Annotated in this window: 25 protein-coding genes; 11 read left to right on the top strand and 14 right to left on the bottom strand. The window is 40.7% G+C overall.

Annotated elements, in window-relative coordinates; all coding sequences use genetic code 11:
* From tpiA to rlmE, 5 genes are all read right to left on the bottom strand, one after another.
* Positions 1 to 750, bottom strand: a complete 750-nt coding sequence (tpiA, locus tag J7338_RS03585) for a triose-phosphate isomerase (RefSeq protein WP_210795684.1) — start codon at positions 748 to 750, stop codon at positions 1 to 3.
* A 72-nt stretch (positions 751 to 822) separates the two neighbouring features.
* A complete protein-coding gene (gene glmM / locus J7338_RS03580; protein WP_210795682.1) occupies positions 823 to 2,172 on the bottom strand; it encodes a phosphoglucosamine mutase in 1,350 nt (449 codons plus the stop codon).
* Positions 2,165 to 3,028, bottom strand: coding sequence for a dihydropteroate synthase (gene folP / locus J7338_RS03575; protein WP_210795680.1), 864 nt, complete (start codon positions 3,026 to 3,028; stop codon positions 2,165 to 2,167). The genes glmM and folP overlap by 8 nt, the downstream gene beginning before the upstream one ends.
* 101 nt (positions 3,029 to 3,129) lie before the next feature.
* A complete protein-coding gene (ftsH, locus tag J7338_RS03570; protein ID WP_228732911.1) occupies positions 3,130 to 5,073 on the bottom strand; it encodes an ATP-dependent zinc metalloprotease FtsH in 1,944 nt (647 codons plus the stop codon).
* A gap of 66 nt (positions 5,074 to 5,139) precedes the next feature.
* Positions 5,140 to 5,769, bottom strand: coding sequence for a 23S rRNA (uridine(2552)-2'-O)-methyltransferase RlmE (gene rlmE / locus J7338_RS03565; protein WP_210795676.1), 630 nt, complete (start codon positions 5,767 to 5,769; stop codon positions 5,140 to 5,142).
* An 88-nt stretch (positions 5,770 to 5,857) separates the two neighbouring features.
* Here rlmE and yhbY point away from each other — a divergent pair, with 88 nt between their 5' ends.
* Positions 5,858 to 6,154 (top strand): ribosome assembly RNA-binding protein YhbY, encoded by a 297-nt coding sequence (gene yhbY, locus J7338_RS03560; RefSeq protein ID WP_016707974.1) that lies wholly within the window; start codon positions 5,858 to 5,860, stop codon positions 6,152 to 6,154.
* A 92-nt stretch (positions 6,155 to 6,246) separates the two neighbouring features.
* Here the strand turns inward: yhbY and J7338_RS03555 are convergent, their stop codons facing one another.
* Together J7338_RS03555 and J7338_RS03550 are read right to left on the bottom strand one after the other, a co-directional pair.
* The gene (locus tag J7338_RS03555; RefSeq protein WP_210795674.1) at positions 6,247 to 6,723 is read right to left on the bottom strand and encodes a SixA phosphatase family protein; all 477 of its coding nucleotides are present in this window, start codon (positions 6,721 to 6,723) and stop codon (positions 6,247 to 6,249) included.
* A complete protein-coding gene (locus tag J7338_RS03550) occupies positions 6,720 to 7,898 on the bottom strand; it encodes a serine hydrolase domain-containing protein (RefSeq protein WP_210795672.1) in 1,179 nt (392 codons plus the stop codon). Before J7338_RS03550 ends, J7338_RS03555 begins: the two co-directional genes overlap by 4 nt.
* Before the next feature lie 116 nt (positions 7,899 to 8,014).
* Between J7338_RS03550 and J7338_RS03545 the strand changes: the two genes are divergently transcribed.
* The 6 genes from J7338_RS03545 (at position 8,015) to J7338_RS03520 (ending at position 13,773) form a co-directional block, all read left to right on the top strand.
* Positions 8,015 to 8,818: a hypothetical protein gene (locus tag J7338_RS03545; protein ID WP_210795808.1), complete on the top strand. Its 804-nt coding sequence runs from the start codon at positions 8,015 to 8,017 to the stop codon at positions 8,816 to 8,818.
* Positions 8,819 to 8,922: 104 nt separating this feature from the next.
* Complete coding sequence (locus J7338_RS03540) at positions 8,923 to 9,780, top strand: MipA/OmpV family protein (RefSeq protein WP_210795670.1); 858 nt, start codon at positions 8,923 to 8,925, stop codon at positions 9,778 to 9,780.
* A complete protein-coding gene (locus J7338_RS03535; RefSeq protein WP_210795668.1) occupies positions 9,770 to 10,162 on the top strand; it encodes a DUF3019 domain-containing protein in 393 nt (130 codons plus the stop codon). Before J7338_RS03540 ends, J7338_RS03535 begins: the two co-directional genes overlap by 11 nt.
* A 13-nt stretch (positions 10,163 to 10,175) precedes the next feature.
* Complete coding sequence (locus J7338_RS03530; RefSeq protein WP_210795667.1) at positions 10,176 to 10,880, top strand: response regulator; 705 nt, start codon at positions 10,176 to 10,178, stop codon at positions 10,878 to 10,880.
* Between the two features lie 28 nt (positions 10,881 to 10,908).
* The gene (locus J7338_RS03525; RefSeq protein WP_210795665.1) at positions 10,909 to 12,204 is read left to right on the top strand and encodes a sensor histidine kinase; all 1,296 of its coding nucleotides are present in this window, start codon (positions 10,909 to 10,911) and stop codon (positions 12,202 to 12,204) included.
* Positions 12,205 to 12,420: 216 nt separating this feature from the next.
* A complete protein-coding gene (locus tag J7338_RS03520; protein WP_210795663.1) occupies positions 12,421 to 13,773 on the top strand; it encodes a sodium-dependent transporter in 1,353 nt (450 codons plus the stop codon).
* 28 nt (positions 13,774 to 13,801) lie between these two features.
* On the opposite strand, the gene J7338_RS03515 is transcribed toward J7338_RS03520, so the two are convergent.
* Positions 13,802 to 14,254: a GNAT family N-acetyltransferase gene (locus J7338_RS03515; protein ID WP_210795661.1), complete on the bottom strand. Its 453-nt coding sequence runs from the start codon at positions 14,252 to 14,254 to the stop codon at positions 13,802 to 13,804.
* Positions 14,255 to 14,329: 75 nt separating this feature from the next.
* Positions 14,330 to 15,073 carry a sporulation protein gene (locus tag J7338_RS03510; RefSeq protein WP_210795659.1) on the bottom strand — a complete coding sequence of 248 codons (744 nt, stop codon included), beginning with the start codon at positions 15,071 to 15,073 and terminating at the stop codon, positions 14,330 to 14,332.
* 265 nt (positions 15,074 to 15,338) lie between these two features.
* Here J7338_RS03510 and J7338_RS03505 point away from each other — a divergent pair, with 265 nt between their 5' ends.
* The 3 genes from J7338_RS03505 to J7338_RS03495 all read left to right on the top strand — a co-directional run bounded on the left by J7338_RS03505 (position 15,339) and on the right by J7338_RS03495 (position 17,812).
* Positions 15,339 to 16,910 (top strand): cation:proton antiporter family protein, encoded by a 1,572-nt coding sequence (locus J7338_RS03505; protein ID WP_210795657.1) that lies wholly within the window; start codon positions 15,339 to 15,341, stop codon positions 16,908 to 16,910.
* A gap of 286 nt (positions 16,911 to 17,196) precedes the next feature.
* Complete coding sequence (locus tag J7338_RS03500) at positions 17,197 to 17,478, top strand: hypothetical protein (protein ID WP_210795655.1); 282 nt, start codon at positions 17,197 to 17,199, stop codon at positions 17,476 to 17,478.
* Between the two features lie 115 nt (positions 17,479 to 17,593).
* Positions 17,594 to 17,812 (top strand): DUF3820 family protein, encoded by a 219-nt coding sequence (locus J7338_RS03495; RefSeq protein ID WP_145239236.1) that lies wholly within the window; start codon positions 17,594 to 17,596, stop codon positions 17,810 to 17,812.
* A gap of 153 nt (positions 17,813 to 17,965) precedes the next feature.
* Here the strand turns inward: J7338_RS03495 and J7338_RS03490 are convergent, their stop codons facing one another.
* From J7338_RS03490 to ilvY, 5 genes are all read right to left on the bottom strand, one after another.
* Entirely contained in the window at positions 17,966 to 19,201 is a 1,236-nt protein-coding gene (locus J7338_RS03490; protein ID WP_210795653.1) for an ATP-binding protein, read from the bottom strand.
* A 6-nt stretch (positions 19,202 to 19,207) separates the two neighbouring features.
* On the bottom strand, positions 19,208 to 19,900 hold the full coding sequence (locus J7338_RS03485) for a response regulator (protein ID WP_145239242.1): 693 nt from the start codon (positions 19,898 to 19,900) through the stop codon (positions 19,208 to 19,210).
* A gap of 14 nt (positions 19,901 to 19,914) precedes the next feature.
* On the bottom strand, positions 19,915 to 20,301 hold the full coding sequence (locus J7338_RS03480) for a DUF3019 domain-containing protein (protein WP_210795651.1): 387 nt from the start codon (positions 20,299 to 20,301) through the stop codon (positions 19,915 to 19,917).
* A 1-nt stretch (position 20,302) separates the two neighbouring features.
* Positions 20,303 to 21,163 (bottom strand): MipA/OmpV family protein, encoded by an 861-nt coding sequence (locus J7338_RS03475; RefSeq protein WP_210795649.1) that lies wholly within the window; start codon positions 21,161 to 21,163, stop codon positions 20,303 to 20,305.
* Between the two features lie 151 nt (positions 21,164 to 21,314).
* On the bottom strand, positions 21,315 to 22,229 hold the full coding sequence (ilvY, locus tag J7338_RS03470; protein WP_210795646.1) for an HTH-type transcriptional activator IlvY: 915 nt from the start codon (positions 22,227 to 22,229) through the stop codon (positions 21,315 to 21,317).
* Between the two features lie 164 nt (positions 22,230 to 22,393).
* On the opposite strand from ilvY, the gene ilvC reads away from it, so the two are divergent.
* A complete protein-coding gene (ilvC, locus tag J7338_RS03465; RefSeq protein ID WP_210795644.1) occupies positions 22,394 to 23,866 on the top strand; it encodes a ketol-acid reductoisomerase in 1,473 nt (490 codons plus the stop codon).
* Positions 23,867 to 23,905: the final 39 nt, after the last annotated feature.

The raw sequence follows: 23,905 nt of genomic DNA, 5'->3' as shown, positions 1-23,905 counted from the left end.
TTATACGGTCCCTTTTGCACTTTCACAGATTGCAGTAAATAAATCTGCTTTTAGACTAGCGCCACCAATCAGGCCGCCGTCTATATCTGGTTGTGCAAATAATAATTCGCTATTTTTTTCATTTACGCTGCCACCGTAAAGAATGGTCAGCCCTTGTGCTAAATCACTGCTGTTAGCAGCAATTTTATCACGAATAAATTTGTGCACATGTTGTGCTTGTTCAGGCGATGCAGTCTTACCTGTGCCAATGGCCCAAACGGGCTCGTATGCTATCACAGAATCTTTCAGTGCTGCTAGACCTAATTTATCAATTACTGCGTCAATTTGTGCAGCAACCACTAATTCAGTTTGACCCTGTTCGCGCTGTTGTTCACTTTCACCAACACATAAGATAGGTGTTAACCCCACTTGTTGGGCACGAGCAAACTTAGCTGCAACAGTGTCATTGCTTTCACCATAAATACTACGGCGTTCAGAATGGCCAACTAAGGTATATTGGCAACCTAAATCTTTAATTAATTGCGCATCAACTTCACCAGTAAATGCACCCGGTTTATTTTCAGAAACCGTTTGTGACCCAGTTGTTACACCTGTTGCAGTTAGCATAGGTAACAATGGGCAAGGTGGAAACACCACAACGTCTATCTCTGCTGATTTTACGTTGTTGATTGCGTCAGATAACTGCTGCACTAACTCTTTCGAGCCGTTCATTTTCCAATTGCCTGCGACCATCGGCTTGCGTATTGCCATTTTTCCACTCCACATTAGAAAGCGGGCGAGATAATAACTCGACTCGCCCAAAGTTACAAGAGGTTATTGTTCTTAATCAGTTTGTTTGCTCATAGATTCGACAACTGCAGCAATTTTTTGTGCACTATCGAGTACGATTCTCTCTTCTTCAGCTTCAACCATAACACGGACAACCGGTTCCGTACCTGATTTACGTAATAACACTCGGCCTTTTCCAGCTAATTGCTCTTCAACTTTGGCAACGGCTTCAATTACTTCTAGCGCTTGCGTTGGATCAGTGCCCGCTTTGTAACGTACATTAATCATCTTCATTGGGTATTTAACAAAGCCTGCCCCTAAATCTTTTAGGGTGCGGTTTTGAGCAACCATTGCGGCAAGCACTTGCAGGCTTGAAATAATGCCATCCCCGGTGCTGATCAAGTCAAGGTTTAATACGTGGCCTGAGCTTTCACCACCGATTTTCCAGCCTTTTTCTTGTAGTAATTCCATTACATAACGGTCACCCACTTTACTGCGGGCAAACTCGATGCCTTTGCCTTTAAGTGCATTTTCAAGGCCCATGTTAGACATTACAGTACCCACAACACCACCGCCAAGCATGTCATCATTCGCTGCTTGACAAGCAATAATATAGACAATATCGTCGCCATCAAAGACACGGCCATTGTGATCGACCATCATTACACGGTCACCATCGCCATCATAGGCAATACCTACATCCGCATTATGCTCTAATACTTTACGCTTTAGTGCATCAACATGGGTTGCACCACATTCAAGATTGATATTTACACCATTGGGTTCACAAGCATGGCTAATTATCTCAGCGCCAAGCTCGCGCATAACTGAAGGCGCAATATGATAAGTAGCACCGTTAGCACAATCTAATACAATTTTTAAACCTTCTAACGACAGGCCTTGTGGGAATTGGCTTTTACAAAACTCAATATAACGGCCATCTGCGCTTTCTAAACGGCGGGCTTTACCTAGCTTATCAGATGCTACACAGGTCATTGGTTCATCAAGCATCGCTTCAATTTGTAGCTCTACTTCATCAGCTAACTTCAAACCTCGGCCACAAAAAAACTTAATCCCGTTATCGTGATATGGATTATGGGATGCGCTGATCACAATACCCGCTTCAGCTCGAAACGTCTGTGTTAAATACGCAACAGCGGGGGTTGGCATCGGGCCAAGTAACACCACATCAATACCAGCGGCAATTAAACCAGCTTCAAGAGATGTTTCTAACATATAACCTGAAATACGGGTATCTTTACCTATGATAACTTTTTTAGTGCCGTTTTTTGATAGCACTTTACCTGCAGCCCAACCTAGCTTAAGCGCAAATTCAGGAGTAATTGGGTACTCACCCACCATGCCACGTACACCATCGGTGCCAAAATATTTTCTTTTATTCATTTTTAATTCCTTGTTCACAGGCTTGCCATACGCCAAGCACATCTGCGGTTTCTTTTACATCATGTACACGGATAATCTTTGCGCCATTTTGCGCTGCAATTAATGCCCCAGCTAAACTACCAGCAAGGCGCTCATTTGTTTGTCTATTTAGTAAGTTGCCAAGCATTGACTTGCGCGAGAGTCCTGCTAAAACAGGTAAACCAAAGTGGTTAAATTCATTAAACCGCGCCAGTATTTGAAAATTGTGGCTAAGGGTTTTGCCAAAGCCAAACCCAGGATCTAGAATAAGCTGCTTTCGCTGAATCCCCGCTGTTTCACAAGCGCTTAAGCGCTGCACAAAAAAATCATTTATTTCACTAAATAAATCATCGTAATACGGAGAAGTTTGCATACTACGGGGCTGACCTTGCATGTGCATTAAGCACACTGCGACATCTGGAAACTGTGCAACTGTTGCCAGTGTATTTGGTTCTTGTAAAGCACGGACATCATTAACAATATCAGCTCCAGCTAGAATAGCTTGACGCATAACTTCACTTTTACTGGTATCAATCGAAATAATACAATCATTAACGGCACTATCACTGTGAGCCCGAATTGCCTCGATTGCGGGTATGACTCTAGCTAATTCATCTTCAAGGCTGACGTCAGGCGCGCCTGGACGCGTTGATTCACCACCAATATCGAGTATGGTAGCGCCATCGGCTAATAAGGCTTGAGCTTTTATGACAGCGCTGTCTGTTTGATAGTAGCGTCCGCCGTCTGAGAAAGAATCAGGAGTGACATTCAAAATCCCCATTATCACTGGGGTGTCGAGGTGTAAACTGCGACCTCTGGGTAAATCAACTGTGGTCATCTATCACCTTCAATACATCCATTGCATTGATATTTCTACTTTATTTATTCAGCTACAAAAAAGCCCCGACAATCGGGGCTTTTGTATTGCTATTTTAACGGTTATTCAGCTTTGTCATCAAGATTTGTTTCATCTTTTTGCGCTGGTTTGTCGTCTTTATCAACAATTGGCTCTGCTTTTGTTTCCGCAGGCGCTGTTTTCTTGTCTGTGTTATCACGACGGTCATGTGCATCACGAGGCTCACGCACTGGCTGACGCGCCATTAAGTCATCAATTTGCTTTGCATCAATGGTTTCATATTTCATTAATGCATCTTTCATTGAATGCAAAATATCAATATGATCTTTTAAGATTTGCTCAGCACGTTGATAGTTACGATCTGATAACGAACGAACTTCTGCATCAATAACTTTAGCCGTTTCATCTGACATGCTCATAGCACGGCCACCGCCACCACCCATGTACATCTCATTTTGATCTTCAGTGTACATTAGTGGACCTAATTTCTCACTTAGACCCCACTGAGTAACCATTTTACGGGCAATATCTGTTGCTCGTTCAATGTCGTTACTTGCACCTGTCGTCACTTTATCTTCGCCGTAAATAAGTGCCTCAGCGATACGACCACCATATAAGCTTGAAATCATTGATTCCAGTAACTCTTTAGAGTGGCTAACACGGTCTTGTTCAGGTAAGTACATAGTTACACCAAGGGCACGGCCGCGTGGAATAATCGATACTTTATAAACAGGATCATGCTCAGGCACAATACGACCAACAATTGCGTGACCCGCTTCGTGGTACGCGGTCATTTCTTTTTCTTTCTCGCTCATCACCATGGTCTTGCGCTCTGCGCCCATCATGATTTTATCTTTAGCGGCATCAAATTCAGCCATGCTCACCACACGTTTATTACCACGTGCAGCATAAAGTGCAGCTTCATTGACTAAGTTTGCTAAATCAGCACCAGAGAAACCAGGCGTACCGCGCGCAATAACTGACGCTTCAACGTTGTCACCTAAGGGGACTTTACGCATGTGTACTTTAAGAATTTGCTCTCGACCACGAATATCAGGTAAGCCAACCACTACTTGACGGTCAAAACGACCTGGACGAAGTAATGCTGGATCAAGTACATCAGGGCGGTTAGTCGCGGCAATCACGATAATCCCTTCGTTACCTTCAAAGCCATCCATCTCAACGAGCATTTGGTTAAGTGTTTGCTCACGCTCATCGTGACCACCACCCATGCCAGCGCCACGTTTACGACCTACGGCATCAATCTCATCGATAAAGATAATGCACGGCGCTGCTTTCTTCGCTTGTTCAAACATATCACGAACACGCGAAGCACCCACACCGACAAACATTTCTACGAAATCCGAGCCAGAGATAGTAAAGAACGGTACTTTAGCTTCACCGGCAACCGCTTTAGCTAGCAAGGTTTTACCCGTACCTGGAGGTCCTACCATTAGTACGCCTTTAGGTATACTACCACCGAGTTTTTGGAACTTAGAAGGATCTCGTAAGAAATCCACTAGCTCTGTGACATCTTCTTTTGCTTCATCACAACCTGCAACATCAGCAAAGGTGGTTTTAATTTGGTCTTCGCTCATTAAGCGTGCTTTACTTTTACCAAACGACATCGCACCTTTGCCACCGCCACCTTGCATTTGACGCATGAAGAAAATCCATACCCCAATCAGTAATAACATTGGGAACCATGATATTAAGATGCTCGCTAAGAACGATTGTTCTTCAGGCTTAACACCTTTGACATTCACATCACTTTTTAATAAGTCATTAAGAATATCTTTATCATAAATAGGCATGATCGTTTGAAAACGTTCGCCATTGGTTTTAGTACCAGTAATTGTACCGCTGGTGCTTTCTATTGCCACTTCTTGTATAGCGCCACTACGGGCATCTTTTACAAATTGACTGTAACTTGTTTGACGATCTACTTGATCGCCACCATTAAAGCTCTGAAATACTGACATTAGCACAACTGCAATGACCAGCCAGAGTATTAGATTTTTCGCCATATCGCTCAAGGGGTTAACCTCTTGTATCCAATTAATTTAAATTCAACTAAACGCCTGACAACTGTACTACAGTTTGTAGCCTGTCGCTACTATATATACTTCACGTGATCGCGCACGTGAGGCGTCGGGTTTACGGATTTTTACAGTTTTAAAGCTATCACGCACTGTTTTTAAGAACTCATCAAAGCCTTCACCTTGGAATACTTTAACCACAAATGCACCATTTTTCTTTAAAACTTGGCTACACATATCTAGTGCTAATTCCACTAAATACATGCTACCAGCTTGGTCAACAGAGCTATTACCACTCATGTTTGGTGCCATATCAGAGAGCACCACATCAACATTTTTACCATTAATGCGATTTAATAACGCATCTAAAACAGCTTCTTCTCGGAAATCTCCTTGTAAAAAATCAACGCCGGCCAGCGAATCCATAGGTAATATATCACAAGCAATGACTTGTCCTTTACCACCTACTTTTTCTGCTAAATACTGTGACCAGCTTCCCGGTGCAGCTCCCAAATCAACCACGGTCATGGCTGGGCGTAGTAATTTATCTTTATTTTGGATCTCGTCGAGTTTAAAAATCGCACGAGAACGCCAACCTTTCTTTTGTGCCTCGTGAACATAAGGATCATCAAAATGTTCCTTCAACCATCGCTGTGAACTGGCCGAAAGTTTTTTATTCGTCATAAATTATCACGCAACTAATTAGTAATATTCTCTAGATGGCGTTAGAATACCCTTAATTCAAGCCATATTCAGCAAAATTTGTAACAACATGAAATTATCGAACAAACAAAAGCAGTTTTTAAAAGGTCAAGCACACTCTCTAAAGCCTGTAGTACTACTAGGTTCTAACGGTTTAACAGAAGGTGTATTAGTTGAAATTCAAAGCGCTTTAGAAATTCACGAACTTATCAAAGTAAAAGTACCTACTGATGATCGTGAAACTAAAGCATTGATTTTTGAAGCTATTATTCGTGAGACTGGTGCAGAGAAATTACAATCAATCGGTCACACGCTTGTACTTTACCGTCAAAGTGAAGAAAAGAAAATTCAATTACCACGTAATTAATTACTTCTTCTCTTTATAAAAACCAGCTGTTGCTGGTTTTTTTATGTCTGCGACGCAACAGCAATAAATTGTAAATAAATATATCACACAGCTCAAAAATTCATCTTCATATCACTAAACTGATAGCCTTGCGCTTCGCTTTGTAAGATAAAATAGCGGTTAAATTCACTCTCAGGCATCTTTTCAACATCTATTCGTGCTATTAATTTTGCCAACTCTGGCGTGGTATTACTATGCCCTACAATTACCACTGCGCCACTTTGCGATAAAACAATGTGTTTAAATGCGGCTAAGTCACGAGGGTCGTAGCTTTGTATTGTAATATTAAAATGTTCAGCGATAGGAGTTGCAGTCTCTATGGTGCGATTATAGTCAGTACTAAAGACAGCTGTTGGCTGGACTTTACTAAGCAGACCCACTAACTGCTGCGCCCGTTGCTTGCCGGCATCCGTAAGATGGGGATCGTTACCTGTTAATTTTTCACTATGGCGAAACAAAAAAATACTTTGCGGTGCTGCTGTTAAATTCGCAGTAAACAGTAATATTAAACTCGCTAAAACATATTTCATTTGCCTTTCTCTTTATACATTGTCAGTTGTTGTGAGCGTTTGAATAGCAACACGCGATCAATAAATTCTGTGGTTAATTCATTAATGATACCGGTTTCGGCGTTAAGGATCAGACTGAAGCCTATGTTTAAGTGCGGTATTACTACAAGGTCACTGCGATATCCTTGCACCCAGCCACTGTGGTAATAAAGCGTTTCATTATCATAGTCGTATACTCGCCAGCCCAAGCCGTAATAAGCTTTTGTTAAGTGTTTTTTCCACACCCTACGGCGTAACTCTTTTTTTGTATGTGTATAAGGTCGAGTCTGACTGGCTAGCTCATTGCTTGATAATACGGTTGGGTAATACCCCAGCTGCGCTTTTAACCAAATAGCCATATCACTGGCACTGGCATTTACACCCGCTGCGGGAAGAACCTTATAGTAGTTTTTTTTCAATTTAGCAGTGTGCCAACGTTTGCGCCCTCTTACATGGGGATGAGCATAATTATCATCCGTTACCATCGCTGTATAACCCAAGCTAGCATCATTCATACTTAATGGGGAAAATATAAACTCATTCATCCACCGAGAGTAATCCAATTTAGTACTGCTTTTGATCACTTCAGCAATTAAGCTAAACATCACATTTTGATAACCATAACATTGCCCTGGCTGGCAAATAGGCTTAACACTGAGCAACTTTTGCACTATATCAGGGTAATTCATTCTTGATTCAATCAAGTTATCATACGCATTTGGTACTAAACCGCTGGAATGACTGAGTAAGTGAAAAACTTTTAGATTATTTTTGTAATCCGTATTGGCAAAGGCTGGAATAAATTTACTCACGGGGTCGTCTAAAGAAAATTTTCCCTCATTGGCTAACTTTGCACTGAGTGAGCCTGCAAACGTTTTAGATACCGACGCTAGGCGAAACCGAGTATGTACATTGACTGCTAAGCCCTTACTCAGCTTTGTTACTCCAAACCCTTGTATATGCGTATCATCAAAGCCATTAACGATCGATAACGCAGCCCCTGGGATCCCTTTGCTTTTTAATTTATGTTCGAGATGTCGTGTATAATCATTAATAAATTTTTGCCATTGTTGATCACTGGCATAAACCTGCGACTGAAATAACACCAAAATAGTAACTAAAAAAAAAGAGTTGATTAACGACACTAAGGATTTCATTTTTTATTATTTTTATCTAGAGTTAGACATTCTTAGCTTTATAATACCATGAAGTTTTATTAAGACTAACGTACAATATTACGATTATCGAGTTTTCAAAGGGTTTTACAGTGTTTATACGTTACTTACCAATAGTTTTTTTAACTTTTATTACAACAGCTTGCGTCACTGTACAGCCACCTGCTGCACCTTTAGAAATGCCACTCAAGCCACAATTAAAAAGCCAAAGCTATCAAGTAGCCTATGAAACCGAACATGCTTCCCCGAAAGTAAAATCAGTGCAACTACCTGCGCATAAAATTACTCGTAACCAAACTGTGCAAGTTATTGCCGACAAAGCAAGTGTCACGGATACCCTGTTTAAACAAATTACTGATGCATTAACGACCATGAACTTACGTGTCGTTGATCAAGGCAATAGTGATTATACCCTAGCTATACACCAGCTAGAGCTCAACTTTATTGACGATACCGAATATCAAATACAACCCCCGAATAAAGCGTATCCTTTATTTACGCAAATAACTCAGTTGTATCCACTCCAACAATGCGCGACCATCAATGCAGAAGTTAGCATGCGCCTTATCCATCGTGCATCGGGTGATGTGGTCTGGTTTGGAAAATCCTCAATCGACAGCGCGAGCTTCCATCGCGAACCACTTATTTACAGCTTCAGTGATGAACAAGTGATCAGTAATGAGCTTGAAGTTGCCACTTTTATCCATCAGCAAAATACTGATCAAGCACGTCTTGCCCGTGCCAATCAAGAGGTCAGCATACCACGCTATAAAACCATTTCTAAAATGACCAGTTTAACTAAACTTCAAGGGCCATGTAATCGCACTGAAGTGAGCGCCCTAACACCGATGATGCACTATTATCTGAGTAGTATTTTGATCGATAAAATTAAAGTACATTAAGTCAATGTATGCAGAATGACTACTGGCTACAATTTTTTACAGACCAAAGCAACTCTTTGACAATATAATACACTTAATAACTGCTTAATTTATTTGGATCATGGATGCAACGTAAACAACACACTCTACAGAAACTACTATTATTATTGATCTGTGTGGGTTTATGGAGCACCTCGTGCAATGCCAGCAATCGCTATTATGCTGATAACACCCTAGAGCCAACCTCGGGTTTTGCGTGGGATTGGAGTGCTGGCGCTGGTTATTATATTGAAGATTCTTATCTCGTGGGTATGGATTCTTACAGTGACGGCTTGGAACTAGATATTAACATTGCAGTTTCTTATGAACGCTTTTATTTAGATATTGATCATAGCCAACTCAGTGGCGGTATTATTATTGGTTATAGCATCATCAATAAGTATGATTGGGATCTTGATATTCTTGCCACTAATATGCAAGCTGGGTTTGATGAAACAGGACTCGACTTTTATAATAGTGGAGTCATCCTAGAACTTGAAGGTATACGAACCCGAAAAAGTGACTTCGATACCGGCTTACGTCTTACCCGCCGTTTTGAAAACTCACAAATCTCCTTTGAATACTTACATGATATTTCCAATGCCCATAATGGTTGGGTCGTAAATAGTTTTTTTAGTCATATATTACCGTGGCAAAACTGGGAATTTCGCACTGGCTTAGGCATAAATGCTTACTCAGCTGACTTCACCAATTACTATTTTGGTATTAGTACAGAGGAAGCCACCGCAACTCGTACGGCCTATCAAACCGACACAGCAATGAGTATGATTTTTGAATTCCACGCCGAGTATCCACTCAATCAACACTGGGTATTTTTAGGTGGCTGGCTGTCAACCTGGTTTTCAAATGAAATTTCCAACAGCCCCATTGTGTCTCAGGGATATCAGCATAAAGCCATGGCAGGCGTGCGCTATGTATTTTAAAACCACAGTAATTTTATTACTGTTACTAAACGCAAAACAATTATTGGCCAATGACAAAAAATTCTATGACAGTCGTTTAATCGCATTGCCCGATACCTGCGTTGCACTGCGCGAAGGACGCAGCTGCTATGCTGATATTGAGTTAAGCTGGCAACAAAGTAGCATAGGGAATTACTGCTTACGTGATGCTACATCGAAGCATATTATGCAATGCTGGCTTAGACAAAGTAGCGGAAAGTTAAATTATGCTTTTGATTCTGTTGAAAGCATTTCATTTGAGTTAATAAACAGCGATACTGGTAAGATCATTGCGTCAACACAAGTACAGTTGCAATGGGTTTATCAAAATCGCCAAAAGAAACGCCGCTGGCGACTTTTTTAAAACGAGATAAACCATGGATAATTACGGTACAATATTACTTGTTGAAGATGACGGTTCTTTAGCCCAATGGGTGGCAGAGTATTTAACTGAGCAAGGCTACATAACGCATATTTGTGAACGTGGCGACCAAGTTGTCGGTCATGTAAAAAAGCTCAAGCCTGACTTAATTTTACTCGATATAATGCTACCAGGCCAAGACGGTATTAGCGTCTGTCGTGAACTGCGTCAATTTTACCAAAGCCCTATTATTATGCTAACCGCCCGGGACGAAGAAATGGACGAAGTCATTGGTCTCGAAGTTGGTGCCAGTGATTATATAATGAAACCAGTCAGGCCACGTGCATTACTTGCGCGGATCAAAGCGGCACTGCGCGTCAGTAACGACAACTCTGAGTCAAAAACTGCCAATACCATTGTTCAAGTTGGCTCTTTAAAGATTGATACACAATCCCGTAATGTCTTTATCAATGATATTGATCAAGGGGTTTCTAGTGCTGAGTACTTATTACTGCATTATTTAGCCTGTAACGCAGGGCAAGTTGTCTCCCGCGATGCGGTATTTAAAGCCACTAAGGGCCGTGAATACGATGGCCTAGATCGCAGTGTCGATGTGCTCATTTCTGCGCTGCGTAAAAAATTTAATGATGATCCCCAACAACCTGAAAAAATTAAAACAATTTGGGGGCGAGGCTATTTACTCGTCGCAAGCGCTTGGTGATCACCGCTAAGGCATACTGGCGAATGCTATGAAAAAGTTTTATCTCTCCTTGTTAGCCAGTGCCCTGCTCTCGATCGTTATATTAGGTTGGCTAATTGATACTTTTAGTCAGCAAACCCATACAGCGCAGGATGAATTTGCCTTACAAAGTAAGCTGCTAATGGGCTTCAGCCAGCAAATTACCAGCCAACCCTTCATGCAAAGAGCAGACTACACCGCCTTACTTGCTCAACAGTTTTCGCTGGGATTAAGCTATCGTGCCACGCAATCTTTAGCGCTGCCACCATCACTGCTGAAAGAGATCAATGCTGAAGGCGGATTGATTTTAGAAGATCAAGAGGGATTTTATCTACTCTACAGTAATGATTTGCTCGCGCCTTTTCATCTTAAATTACGTTTAGAAAAACCCCACGAACAAGATCAACAAAATGACATGTTACTTACTTTGCTGTTTTACGCTGGGCTATGTGTGTTTATGGGGTTTATTATTGCGCCATTAGCTAAAAGACTAGGTGTGGTTAATGATGCAGCTAAAAAGTTTGCCAGTGGCGACTTACATGCCCGCATTCGGGTATCGCATTTCACTTATATTAAAGATGTTGAGCTTACTTTTAACCGCATGGCAAGCCAGATTGAAAAGTTACTCGATGAAAATAAGCTGATGGCCTCAAGTTTATCTCATGACATACGCACCCCCATTGCCTGTCTGCGGTTTGGCTTAGATGCGGCACTTGACAGTCATAGCGAAGAAAAAATAAAACATTACCTAAATCGTATGGAAGCCGATTTAGATCAAATGGAATCAATGCTGAAAAGTTATTTAGCGTTTGCCACTCTTGAGCAAAAAGCCAACCAATTGACTTACTCACACACTGAGTTAAAAAGCTACCTAAATACCCTAATACAACAACTAGAGCCGAAATTAGTACAGCAACAACTTGATTTACAATTTATCTGCCGTGATAATTCTCAAATTTATGCAGATTTACATTGGTTAGCTCGCGCAATCACTAATCTGCTCAACAATGCCTGTGACTTTGCCAGACAAAAAATTATTCTCACAGCATCAATGAAAGAGCAAACACTTATAATCACTGTTGAGGATGATGGCCCTGGTATCGAAAAGAAAAATTGGAACAAAGTTTTTAGCCCTTTTTTTCAAGAACAGAGTCATCGCAGTCGAGCCGATCAAAGTTATGGCCTAGGGCTTGCCATTGTTGCTAAAGTAGCTGATTGGCATCATGGCAGTGTAAGCGTAAATCGCAGTAAGTACCTAACGGGTGCATGCCTTACCCTTAAAATACATAACCCAGAAAAGTTGTAATTTTTATGTTACAATTTACAACATCATAAACCACCGCATTATGATTAGATAACAACAATTTAAACAAGTAATGTTAACAGCATTGGTATTCTAAATTTTGTAAATACAGCCAGGCGTTAATTATTAACGGCTGCAGCTAAAAATAAGAGCTTTTTATTTTTTAACATTTACAGTAGATTGTCAGCGCCGTCACTATATAGAGAAGAAAAAATAATTATGAGCGCAGTAAGAGGGGAGTTTAGCTCCCGTTTTGGATTCATTATGGCCGCAGCAGGATCTGCTGTGGGTCTTGGTAATATCTGGGGTTTCCCTACACAAACAGCCAGCAATGGAGGCGCAGCCTTTTTAATTGCTTACCTTGTGTTAGCATTTTGTTTAGCTTATCCAGCACTGATGGCTGAGCTAACAATTGGTCGTCATGGTCAGGCCAATGCGGTTAGTTCATTGCGGAAGATTTCAAATAACCCGCTCCAAAAACGCTTTGCGTTTGTGGTCGGTTTTGGCGGTATCATATGTGCAGGACTGATCCTCAGCTTTTATGCCATTGTCGCCGGTTGGATGGTCAGTGCCACTCTAGAGCCCATTGCGACTTTAGTGGGTAGTGAGAGCTCTTCAGCTTGGTTAAGTGAGCAGTCACTCTCTCGAAACCTTATATTTACTGCTGGATTTATTATTCTTACTGTCGCAATCATTAGTCGCGGAGTAGAAAATGGCATTGAAAAATGGTCAAAACGCTTAATGCCCGCATTGCTGACTATTTTATTTGCGCTGATTGTTTATGTGATGATGCAAGAAGGTGCTATGACAGGCCTGAAAGCCTACTTAGTGCCTGATTTTAGCTCTATTTTAGACCCTGAATTACTTGTTAGTGCACTGGGACAAGCGTTCTTTTCATTGTCATTAGGCACCAGTGTGATGATCATTTATGGTTCTTACATTAGTAAAAAAGAAAATTTAGTCTCGCTTGGCGCCTACGTTACCCTTATTGATGTATTTATTGCTTTTGTTGCAGGATTACTAATCATCCCTGCAATGTACGTTGCGCAAGCACAAGGGGTAGAAATATTCTCAGCTACAGGAAAGTTGCTTTCTGAAGACACGTTAGTATTTCAAGTATTACCGGCTCTTTTTGATGGCATGGGCACCATTGGCTTATTCGTTGGCTTTGCCTTTTTTGCATTGATGAGTATCGCAGCTCTGACATCATCTATTTCAATGCTTGAAGCGCCAGTTTCGTATGCTGTAGAGCGCTTTGATCTGGGCCGTATAAAAGCCACTTGGTTAATAGGAACGATTATAGCATTGGTGAGCTTTACAATAGTCCTGAACTTTAATGCGTTATTTGGTTTTGTTATTACGCTCACAACTAAATTTGGTCAACCTATTCTTGGTTTAATGTGTTGCTTATTTGTCGGCTGGATCTGGTATCGCAATTCACTATTAAACGAAATACAACAAGGTTGTCCAGAAGTTGCTACCAGCCTATTTTGGAAAATATGGCCATGGTACATTAGATTCATTTGCCCAATTGCAATTGGTTTAGTGTTTGTCAGTTCGTTATTAGGCTAACTAACCTACCCTCAATAAAAACCGCTCTTTACATTGAGCGGTTTTTTAAAATCATATCTTGATGTGCAATACCATCTTCTAAATAAGACTCGCCAATACACTGAAAACCCAGCGACTGATAAAACGCGAGTAAATAAGTTTGCGCGCCGATGTATATATCCTTGTTCGGCCAGTGCGTAAAACAACACTGGATCGCCTCTTTAACCAATAACGCTGCTAACCCCTTACCTCTTTGTGATTTTTCAACCACTACGCGGCCAATAGCGCTGTACTGCTCATTTTTCTCATAACAACGTGCGTATGCAGCTAATTGTTCAGCCTCGAGGCAATAGAGGTGCTGAGTTGTTGTACTGCAATCGATATCATCTAATTCAGGATATGGGCATTGCTGCTCTACTACAAATACATCGACCCGCGTGCGCATGATAGTAAATAGTACTTGCGCTGACAGTTGAGAAAATGGTTTTACTGTTAATTGCATAAAAACTCCTTACATAAAAAAGCCCAGCCAATGCTGGGCTATTTATCACGCTTAGCTGACGACCCTTAATAGTCGCTAGGCAAATAAACGTTCTAACTGATCACATAAATGCGACAAGTTTACGTGGTCATGTTCAATCGTTAAATCAACATAACCATCGCCACGAAAACCACGGTCAAGTTCAATTAAAACATGGGTTTTATGAGCTTCTGGTACAAATGACAGTTCAATTTCCTGGATGCCAAATAAGCTGCGGCTATTTGGCTTATATTCTAGTTCTTGGTAACAACCTGAGACAGAATTAAATGTGCTGGCGCGTAAAAAGCCTTTTTCAACATCCGCTTTAACCAAACTAAAGCCGAGTCTATCCATGGCTTGCATAAACGTAGTTACAGCATCATTTGGATAAATATGCAGCTGGTCTTTATCTTTAGGATCGAGCGCTAAATCAATATCAAGTCCAGTTTCAAGCCAAACATGTGACTGATTATAACCGGCATTGATTTCGGTGATCGGTGTTTCAGAATGTAAGCGTGCCTCAAATGGAATGTGTTTTTGCTGACCCGGTTCAATTGTACCAATGTCGGTTATACGCCACTTATCAATAATATGATTGGTAAAATAAGCACCGTCTTCACCTTCGACTTTTACGCGCGTCATTAATGCTAAATCAAGACCTGTAATTGCTTGGCTAACATCTCCTGCGGTGATCATTATTTGGGCATTAAATAGTTGCCCAGGTTGTAAATGCTCAGTTTCAAGCACGGTATCTACTGTTGCTGCACCAATACCGACTGATGCAAGAATTTTTTTAAACATCTATCTCTCCTTAAGCCTAACTCATCTAAACCTGAATCACGCTTAAATTCCTTTGTTACTGCATCTTAACCATATTTAAAAGCTGCTGTCAGTGAAAAAATAACTATTTTTTGAGTTTTTAGCAGAATACCTAACTAAACGAGTATTTTTCATACACTGGTATATCTCTATGCGCACAATTTATATGCATAATATACACGAATGATTTTCAAACATGCTGATATTTCGCTACACTAGGTAACCAAATGAAGTGATATTAAGAATTATGGAACTATTATATTTTGCTGTCGCATTTGTGTGTGGCTTTGCCGTATACCAACTTAAACTTCCTCCGCTAATCGGTTTTTTGATTGCAGGCTTTATACTGAACTTATCTGGCTTTAAGACCACAGAGCTACTTAATACGATTGCTAATTTAGGGATCACGTTATTACTATTTAGTATTGGCCTAAAACTCAAGGTTAGTCATCTTATTAAGCCACAAGTGTGGGCCCCAGCCTCTTTACATATTATTATTAGCAGCGCTATTTTTTGCAGTTTAATGCTGCTTTTAGGCGCACTTTCTTTGCCATTATTTGCTGATCTTAGTTGGCAAAGTGCGTTACTAGTTGGTTTTGCTTTTAGCTTTTCAAGCACAGTATTTGCTGTAAAAGTGCTTGAAGAACGTGGTGAAATGGCAAGTCTTCACGGCAAAATAGCCATTGGTATTTTGGTTATGCAAGATATCTTTGCAGTAATATTTTTAGCCATCAGCACAGGTAAAACACCCAATGGTTGGGCTTTTGCGTTATTAGTTGCCTTGCCATTGTTACGACCAGCGATGTTTTGGGTGTTAAATCGTTCTAAACATGGTGAGCTACTACCTTTATTTGGCTTTTTCTTTGCACTTGTCGTTGGCTATCATGCATTTGAATTTGCGGGCTTGAAAGGTGATTTAGGCGCGTTGATCATCGGTATGATCTTTGCTCCTCACAAAAAAGCCAGTGAGCTTGCTAAATCATTACTAAACCTAAAGGAAATCCTCTTAGTTGGGTTTTTCTTAACAATTGGTTTAGGCGCTGACCTGACGCTAAACTCATTGCTTATAGCGCTTATAATTGTATTAGTGCTACCAGTCAAAGTTGCCTTGTATTATATGCTAACGAATGCCTTTAAGTTACGCGCTCGTACTTCTTTGTTAAGTGCTTTTAGTCTTGCTAACTACAGCGAGTTTGGCTTGATAGTTTGCATGGTTGCTGCCAGTAGCGGGTTAATCACGCCAGAATGGTTGGCTGTTATGGCTATTGCGGTATCAATGACCTTTATCATTGCATCCCCACTCAATAAACGGTCAAACGAAATTTATGTAAAAATAGAAGCTTGGCTCATGCGTTTTGAAAGCCCTACTCGCTTAGCGGAAGAACTTCCTGTGAACTTAAATGACACCAAGATTGTTATTTTTGGTATGGGCCGTATTGGTACTGGTGCGTATGAAACAATTAACATCACCCATCCTGGCGTCGTAGCGGGCGTAGATATTAAACCTGAAGTGGTCGAAAAGCATGTTACACGAGGCCGAAAAACACTCTTAGCAGATGCAACCGATCCAGATTTTTGGCAACGGGTAAATCATTCCCATGTAGAGATGATCATGCTCGCAATGCCGAAACATATGCAGAATATTTTTGCTCTAGAGCAATTGCGTGCATCAGGTTACCAAGGTCAAGTTACAGCTATTGCTAACTATCCCGATCAGCAAAAAGAATTAGAAGATATGGGTGTGGACTCTACTTATAACTTCTATTTAGAGGCCGGTAGCGGCTTCGCTGAGCATGTAAAACAAAAGTTATTTCCATAATATAAAAAGGTTCTTAGTATCACAAAAGGTACTGAGAACATTTTACATTTTATTTTCATGTTGTTATATATTCATCTCTAAAACAACGCCGCAAGCAGTCCCTAAATAAGAGTCAAGCGCGTTTACAAAACTTTACATCTAGGTTAGCATTTCCCCATAGAAAAAGAGTAAACTGCTTTTGTTGGTTAATACGTAAGTATCTATTTTTAACACAAAAAAGTCTTCTCGTGTTTGTGCATGCGTATTCATCAGCACTTTGTCTTTTGCTATTAAATAAGGTTTTTAGATGAAAAATAAGTTTGCTACACAGTTTCAAACAAGGACGGATGACGGAAATAACCCAAAACTGGTTGAACTTCAAAATCGCCTTGATGAAATACAAAGAACTGGAATGACAGCGTTAGCAATGCGTGCAATGTTATTTCAAAAAATGCTCGATATATATCAAGTTCCGGAAAATCATTTCTTGCGTGATAGCGAAACACCAAACCGCATCGATGATCCATCAATTATAAAAAAACTTAAACAACTTGGGTTTACCAAAAAGCATCAACATCAGATCCATTAGTAAATTATGAGGGCCTACTCCCTCATTAAATAGGCTGTTTCTTGCCCGTCACAGCCTATTTTCTTCCCCACTTTTGTAATACACTTCACACATAATTTAGCAAATTAAGTTAACCATGGATCCAGAGCTTTTAAAAACAGCGATCAATACCAAAATGCCATTTGGTAAATACGCAGGGCGGCCTTTGCTGTTATTACCTGAACCATACTTAGTCTGGTTTAAGCAGCAAGGATTTCCTCATGGCACACTCGGTGCTCAATTAGCGATGATGTATGAAGTTAAACTCAATGGCTTAGAGCAGATGCTCATGCCACTTTTAAAGACGCATAAATAAATAAAAAAAGTGATAAATAATGGAACTTACTTAGTAAAGTGAAGTCTACTCTTTTGCTACTTGTTGATTTTGGTTTTAACCGCAGAAAAGCGCCTATTTGGCGCTTTTTTTTTGAGGATGGATTGAGCAACAGATATTGCAATGGAAAAGGAGTTACTTAGGCAAGTAGATCGTAAATTTAGCGCCACCTAATTCTGAATTCGATATCGCACAACGGCCTTGGTGCCAAGACACTATTTTTGCCACAATGGCTAAGCCAAGCCCAAAGCCTCCAGTCTTTTTATCGCGGCTTTTATCAAGTCGGGCAAAAGGTTTAAACACTGTATCCCATTGTGATTGTTCAATACCAGGACCATCGTCTTCGACGGATAAAATTACCTGTTCAGTATTTTCAACTAAGCTAATTCGCACCTCGTGACGAGCATACTTCAACGCGTTACCTACTAAGTTTTGAATACTGCGGGCGATAAAGTGACTATCACAAGTGTAACTGTACAAAGCTGGTAATTGCATATTGAGTTTTATTTGCGTAGCAAAATCGAGTTTAGTGACAACATTTTCAACTAGCTGCACTAGGTTACATGTTTGCACCGTAAGATTAGGTTGTTGGCTGTCAAGACGAGCATAATCAAGCATTTCTTTAACTAACGACTCTAACTCCACAATATCCAATTGCATGATATCAATATATTCAAATGCTTTTTCGTCAGTTACTTTATCCTCAAGCATTGCTAAGGCAAATTTTAAACGCGCCAATGGTGTTCTAAACTCATGTGATACCGACGAGGTAAGCTCTTGTTGCGCCGTTAATAAATGCTGAATACGCTGCTGCATAGCGCTTAAGGTGTCGGTAATTGGCAAAAAGAATGATTTAGAGGTAGCACTCAGCTCAAAGTCTTGTGATCCATCAACAGCTTCACAGGCCAGTCGCAACTTAGCAAAGTCCCGCCACAGTAAAAAACTCCATAAGCCAACAGGGATCCCAACGACACACAATAACAATAGATAAGGCCAAACGGATGAAAATACTGGCGAAGAAACGGAAATAGGACCCACTTGCAATAAGTGTTTATTATCAACAGCGATATACCAAACAGCTCGCTGTTGTTGATCAAAGAGGTAAATATAATTATGTAGGTTAAGATCTTGTTGTTGTTGCGCGGGCAACATTAAGTCTTGTTTTTGTACTATTTCACTTTGAAAGCGCGAGGCTATTTTCGTTAGCCCTTGTGGGGTTTGCGCTAATAACCACAGCGAGTGGCCAAACTCATCATCGAGCGCAATTTGTTGTTGGCTATCTTCGTAGGGCCACAGTTGCTCAATTACCCCACTGACTAAAAACAGGGAAACTATAATGTACAAATATAAACTTGCGAATAGTTTCCCCATTAATAGTTACATACCCCATGCATCGGAGACAAATAAGTAGCCTTGTCCCCAAACAGTTTTAATACGGTATGGTTTATCGCTGTTATCACCTAATTTTTTACGAATGCGCGATACACGTACATCTACGGTGCGGTCTAATCCATCATATTGGCGACCGATCATATGTTGATGAACATGTTCACGACTGAGTACTTCACCGGAATTTGAAGCTAATAGCCACAGTAATTCGAATTCATGGGAAGTAAGGGTGATTTCGTTATTCTTCAAGCGAACAATACGGCTGGTTTTATCAATGCATAAATCGCCAAATTGCAATTCTTCTGGTGCCTTTACTGATGCTTGGCCACGGCGTAATAGCGCATTAATTCGGGCAAGCAATACTCTTGGCTCAGCAGGCTTAATAACATAATCATCGGCACCAAGTTCCAAACCAATGACTTGATCAAAGTCTTCACCTTTGGCGGTCAACATTAATATTGGTAAACTAAATTTGTCTCTCACTTGACGACAAACACTAAAGCCATCTTTACCTGGCAGCATCACATCGAGGATCATCAAATCAACTGGGTTGTTTTCAAGGTAACTAAACACTTCATCGCCACGGTCTAGCACCGCCACTTCAAGGCCATTATTTTCAAGATAATCACGGGTTAATTGCTGTAACCCTAAATCATCTTCTACAAGTAAGATCTTTGCCATTTGCAGCTCCAAGATTAAAAAAAGCTCCACGGAGAACGTAATCGGCGCCGAGTTGTTTTAGCGCGAGTGCTCTGCACTTCAATGCGTGTTGTCGCCAGTAATTCATCCGTGTGAGGATTGACTAGGGAGTATATGGTTTCAACCTGAACACGCGCTTTATGATTGAATTCCTCTAAGGTAACCTGTTGCCAACATTGCAGTTGTTGATCTTTGCTGTATAAACAAACGTCCATTTTATGGGGCATCTTTAAAGCAAATTTTACATCGACATCGCAAAAGTCTTGTTGTTCGGAAACCACACAGACTTTTGGAGTAACTGTTAATATATCTTTTTCTGCGACAGCTAACTTTGGCCATAGCAATAAAAAAACGACGCACGTACCAAGTTGTAAATACTTCATATTAAAAAATATGATCAAACCCTATAAAGGCAGTCAGGGAATACGTTTGTTCAAACAGCGGACTATCGTCAGCTAAGGCGGAATAATCATAATAAGCCATATGAAAACGTAACGAGTTAGCCCCATTTAAGGGCCAGCGGGCATCTATTTTAGCATAAGGCTGCCAACTACTGCCAACCTCCATTGTACGATCTGGAGACTCTTTTTCTGTTATACCATAAAAGTATGTATTCAGCGCTGCCGATTTATACCAGATGCCAATAGTTGGTTTAACCTGTAACTCACCAATGTTATTGTACATTTGCCACTGCAGTGCACTTAGCCATCCATCGTACACGCCAGATACATCAGCTAATGCCTGCACGGAAAATAAATGCTGCTGATAGCTATAATGGTAACTCAGGCCGGCATCAAGTGCCCATCTACGTTTATCAAGCTCAGTGATATCTAAACGAGGTTGTTGGATTTGTAATTCATTTTCACTGCTCGTAAATGAACTTTCTGATCTTAATGCAAAAATGTTACTTGGATGCCAATCAACAAAAAAACGCGTTTCCGAATTAAACTCAGTGACTAGATTGAAGGTATGTGGGGAGTCTTGTATTAAGCTATAGCCTAAGCGACCATTGTCAAAAAAGAACTGTTCACCGTAATAAGCTACATCGGGGATCAATACTAATGGTAAATCACCTCCACCTGCTAATGGGTTTGTTATGACCCCTAAACCCATGTTAAGCCTCAAGTGCCACTGCCCTGTTTTTATATCCTGCACAGGCTTAACTTCTGATGACTGTGCAAAATAAGGCACTGTAAGCCATACAAAGATGCAAAGCGCAGTAAGAATATTAACTATCGACTTCATTGTTGTTATTTATGCCAAAAAAGACAACCCAATGTCGTCATCATAGCAAGGTATTAATAACTAATCCCTAGACGATTACAATCATTTACACTTTTGATACATATGGAACGATTCAAGGTAAATAAACTTTACATCTGCGTATTAAACTCAGCTAAGGAGCTAAACTATTAAGGTTTTTCAGTGATTGAGCAATTTCCCATAATGCATTTAACGCGGCATCCGGTAACTCTTTACGTAATACTGCCAAACCAATCTCAAACCCTGGTGGGGCTTCTTTTTGGTCACTGATCACCTGAACGCGATCTTTTAATGGACTATTATCTAAAACAATTTTTGGCACCATAGCAATGCCTAACCCTAAACTCACCATTGACACCATAGCTTCATGCCCCGCTACTTGCGCATAGATCTTTGCATTAATACTGTGCTTACGCCACCACAGCTCTAATCTTTGGCGAGTAAAACCTTGCTCTGGCACTATAAACTCAAGCTCAGACCAATCTATTTTATCGCCAAACTGGGCCAGTTTTTCAGTGAGCAAGGATGGAATACGTGGCGCGATAAATACCAAAGATGAATAACCAATACTGGCAAATGCAATTTGCGTCGGTAATTTATCAGGCTTTGCGGCAATTGCCATGGCTTCGTGTCCGTCAAGCACACGGTTTATTGCCACTGCGGGGTCGCCAGTATTAAGCTTTATTTCAATATGTTGATGTTGCAAACGCAGTTGCTCTAGTAGTTGATGCAAAAAACTATAAGAGGCCGTTACTGAACAGTAAATGCTTACTTTACCGTAAATAGTTTGCTCAGGATTTTGTACATTTGCTCGAAAACGCTGCCAATTAGCTAACGTAGCCGTTGCATAGTCGATAAACGATTCTCCTTCAGCTGTTAGCTTTACACTGCGATTATCGCGACTGAATAATGCGACTCCCACTTCATCCTCTAACTGCTTAATATTGCGACTTAAGGTGGGAGCACTTATGTGGCATAACTCGCTAGCGCGGGCAAAATGTAAGGTTTTGGCAAGTGCCAGGAAATAATGTAATCGTTTATGGTCCATAGTGATCCCAACCGTTAGCGGTTATTAATTAGGGTGTTTCATTTTTTGAAATACTTTAATGCAAATATATCATTTTACGCAAGGGTAAAAATTCCTTATGGTGACTTTAAGCAAGACAATAAGCGCTTGCATCTAACAAATACGAAATTTATAGGATACTAACAATGGCGAATTATTTTAATACTCTTCCGTTACGCGAGCAGTTAGCACAACTAGCACAATGTGAATTTATGGATCCGGCTGAGTTTGCCGATGGTGTTGATGCACTTAAAGGCAAAAAACTTGTTATTGTTGGTTGTGGTGCACAAGGCTTAAACCAAGGCCTTAACTTACGCGATTCAGGCTTAGATGTCGCCTACACATTGCGTGATTCTGCAATCAGCGAACGTCGTCAATCATTTCTTAATGCGTCAGAAAATGGTTTTACTGTAGGTACTTACGAAGAATTGATCCCAACTGCTGATGTTGTGTTAAACCTAACACCTGATAAACAGCATACTGCGGTTGTAAACGCAATCATGCCGATGATGAAACAAGGCTCTACGCTTGCTTATTCACATGGCTTCAACATTGTTGAAGAAGGTATGCAAGTGCGTGATGATATCACTGTGATCATGGTTGCACCTAAGTGCCCTGGTTCTGAAGTTCGTGAGGAGTATAAACGCGGTTTTGGTGTACCAACCCTTATAGCTGTTCACCCAGAAAATGATCCTCAAGGCCATGGTTTGGCGCAAGCGAAAGCTTATGCAGCGGGTACTGGCGGTCATCGCGCTGGGGTATTAAAGTCTTCATTTATTGCTGAAGTTAAGTCTGACTTAATGGGTGAGCAAACGATTCTTTGCGGCATGTTACAAACCGGTTCAATCTTATGTTTTGATAAGATGATCGAAAAAGGTATAGACGCAGGTTACGCATCAAAACTAATTCAATACGGTTGGGAAGTGGTTACTGAAGCACTTAAATACGGCGGCGTTACCAATATGCTTGACCGTTTATCAAACCCAGCGAAAGTAAAAGCGTTTGAATTAAGTGAAGAATTAAAAGTAATCATGCGCCCGCTTTACAATAAACACCAAGACGACATCATCGATGGCACGTTCTCTCGTGTAATGATGGAAGATTGGGCGAATGATGATGCAAACCTTTTGAAATGGCGTGCAGAAACAGCTGAAACAAATTTTGAAAAAACCCCCGCTGGTGATATTGAAATCACCGAACAAGAGTTTTTTGATAACGGTATCTTGATGGTTGCGATGGTTAAAGCTGGTGTGGAATTAGCGTTTGAGACCATGACTGCTGCTGGTATTATCGCTGAGTCAGCATATTATGAATCGCTACATGAAACGCCATTAATTGCCAATACTATTGCACGTAAAAAATTATTCGAAATGAACCGCACGATCTCTGATACAGCAGAGTATGGTTGTTACTTATACAACCACGCATGTTTGCCACTGTTACAAGACTTTATGCAAAACATCGATACTGATGTGATTGGTAGAGGCTTAGGCGAGCGCTGTAATCATGTTGATAACCAAACACTAATTGCAATCAACAAGTCACTGCGTGAGCACCCTGTTGAAATCATTGGCACCAAATTGCGTGGCTACATGTCAGCAATGAAGAAAATTGTTTAACCCTGGAAAGTAACAATTTCGCTTGTTAGAAACCAAGCC

Source organism: Pseudoalteromonas ostreae (genome assembly GCF_018069805.1).
Classification (GTDB): domain Bacteria; phylum Pseudomonadota; class Gammaproteobacteria; order Enterobacterales; family Alteromonadaceae; genus Pseudoalteromonas; species Pseudoalteromonas ostreae.
The sequence above is the reverse complement of the archived record's forward strand: the minus strand, read 5'-3'. Positions and strand labels throughout refer to the sequence as shown.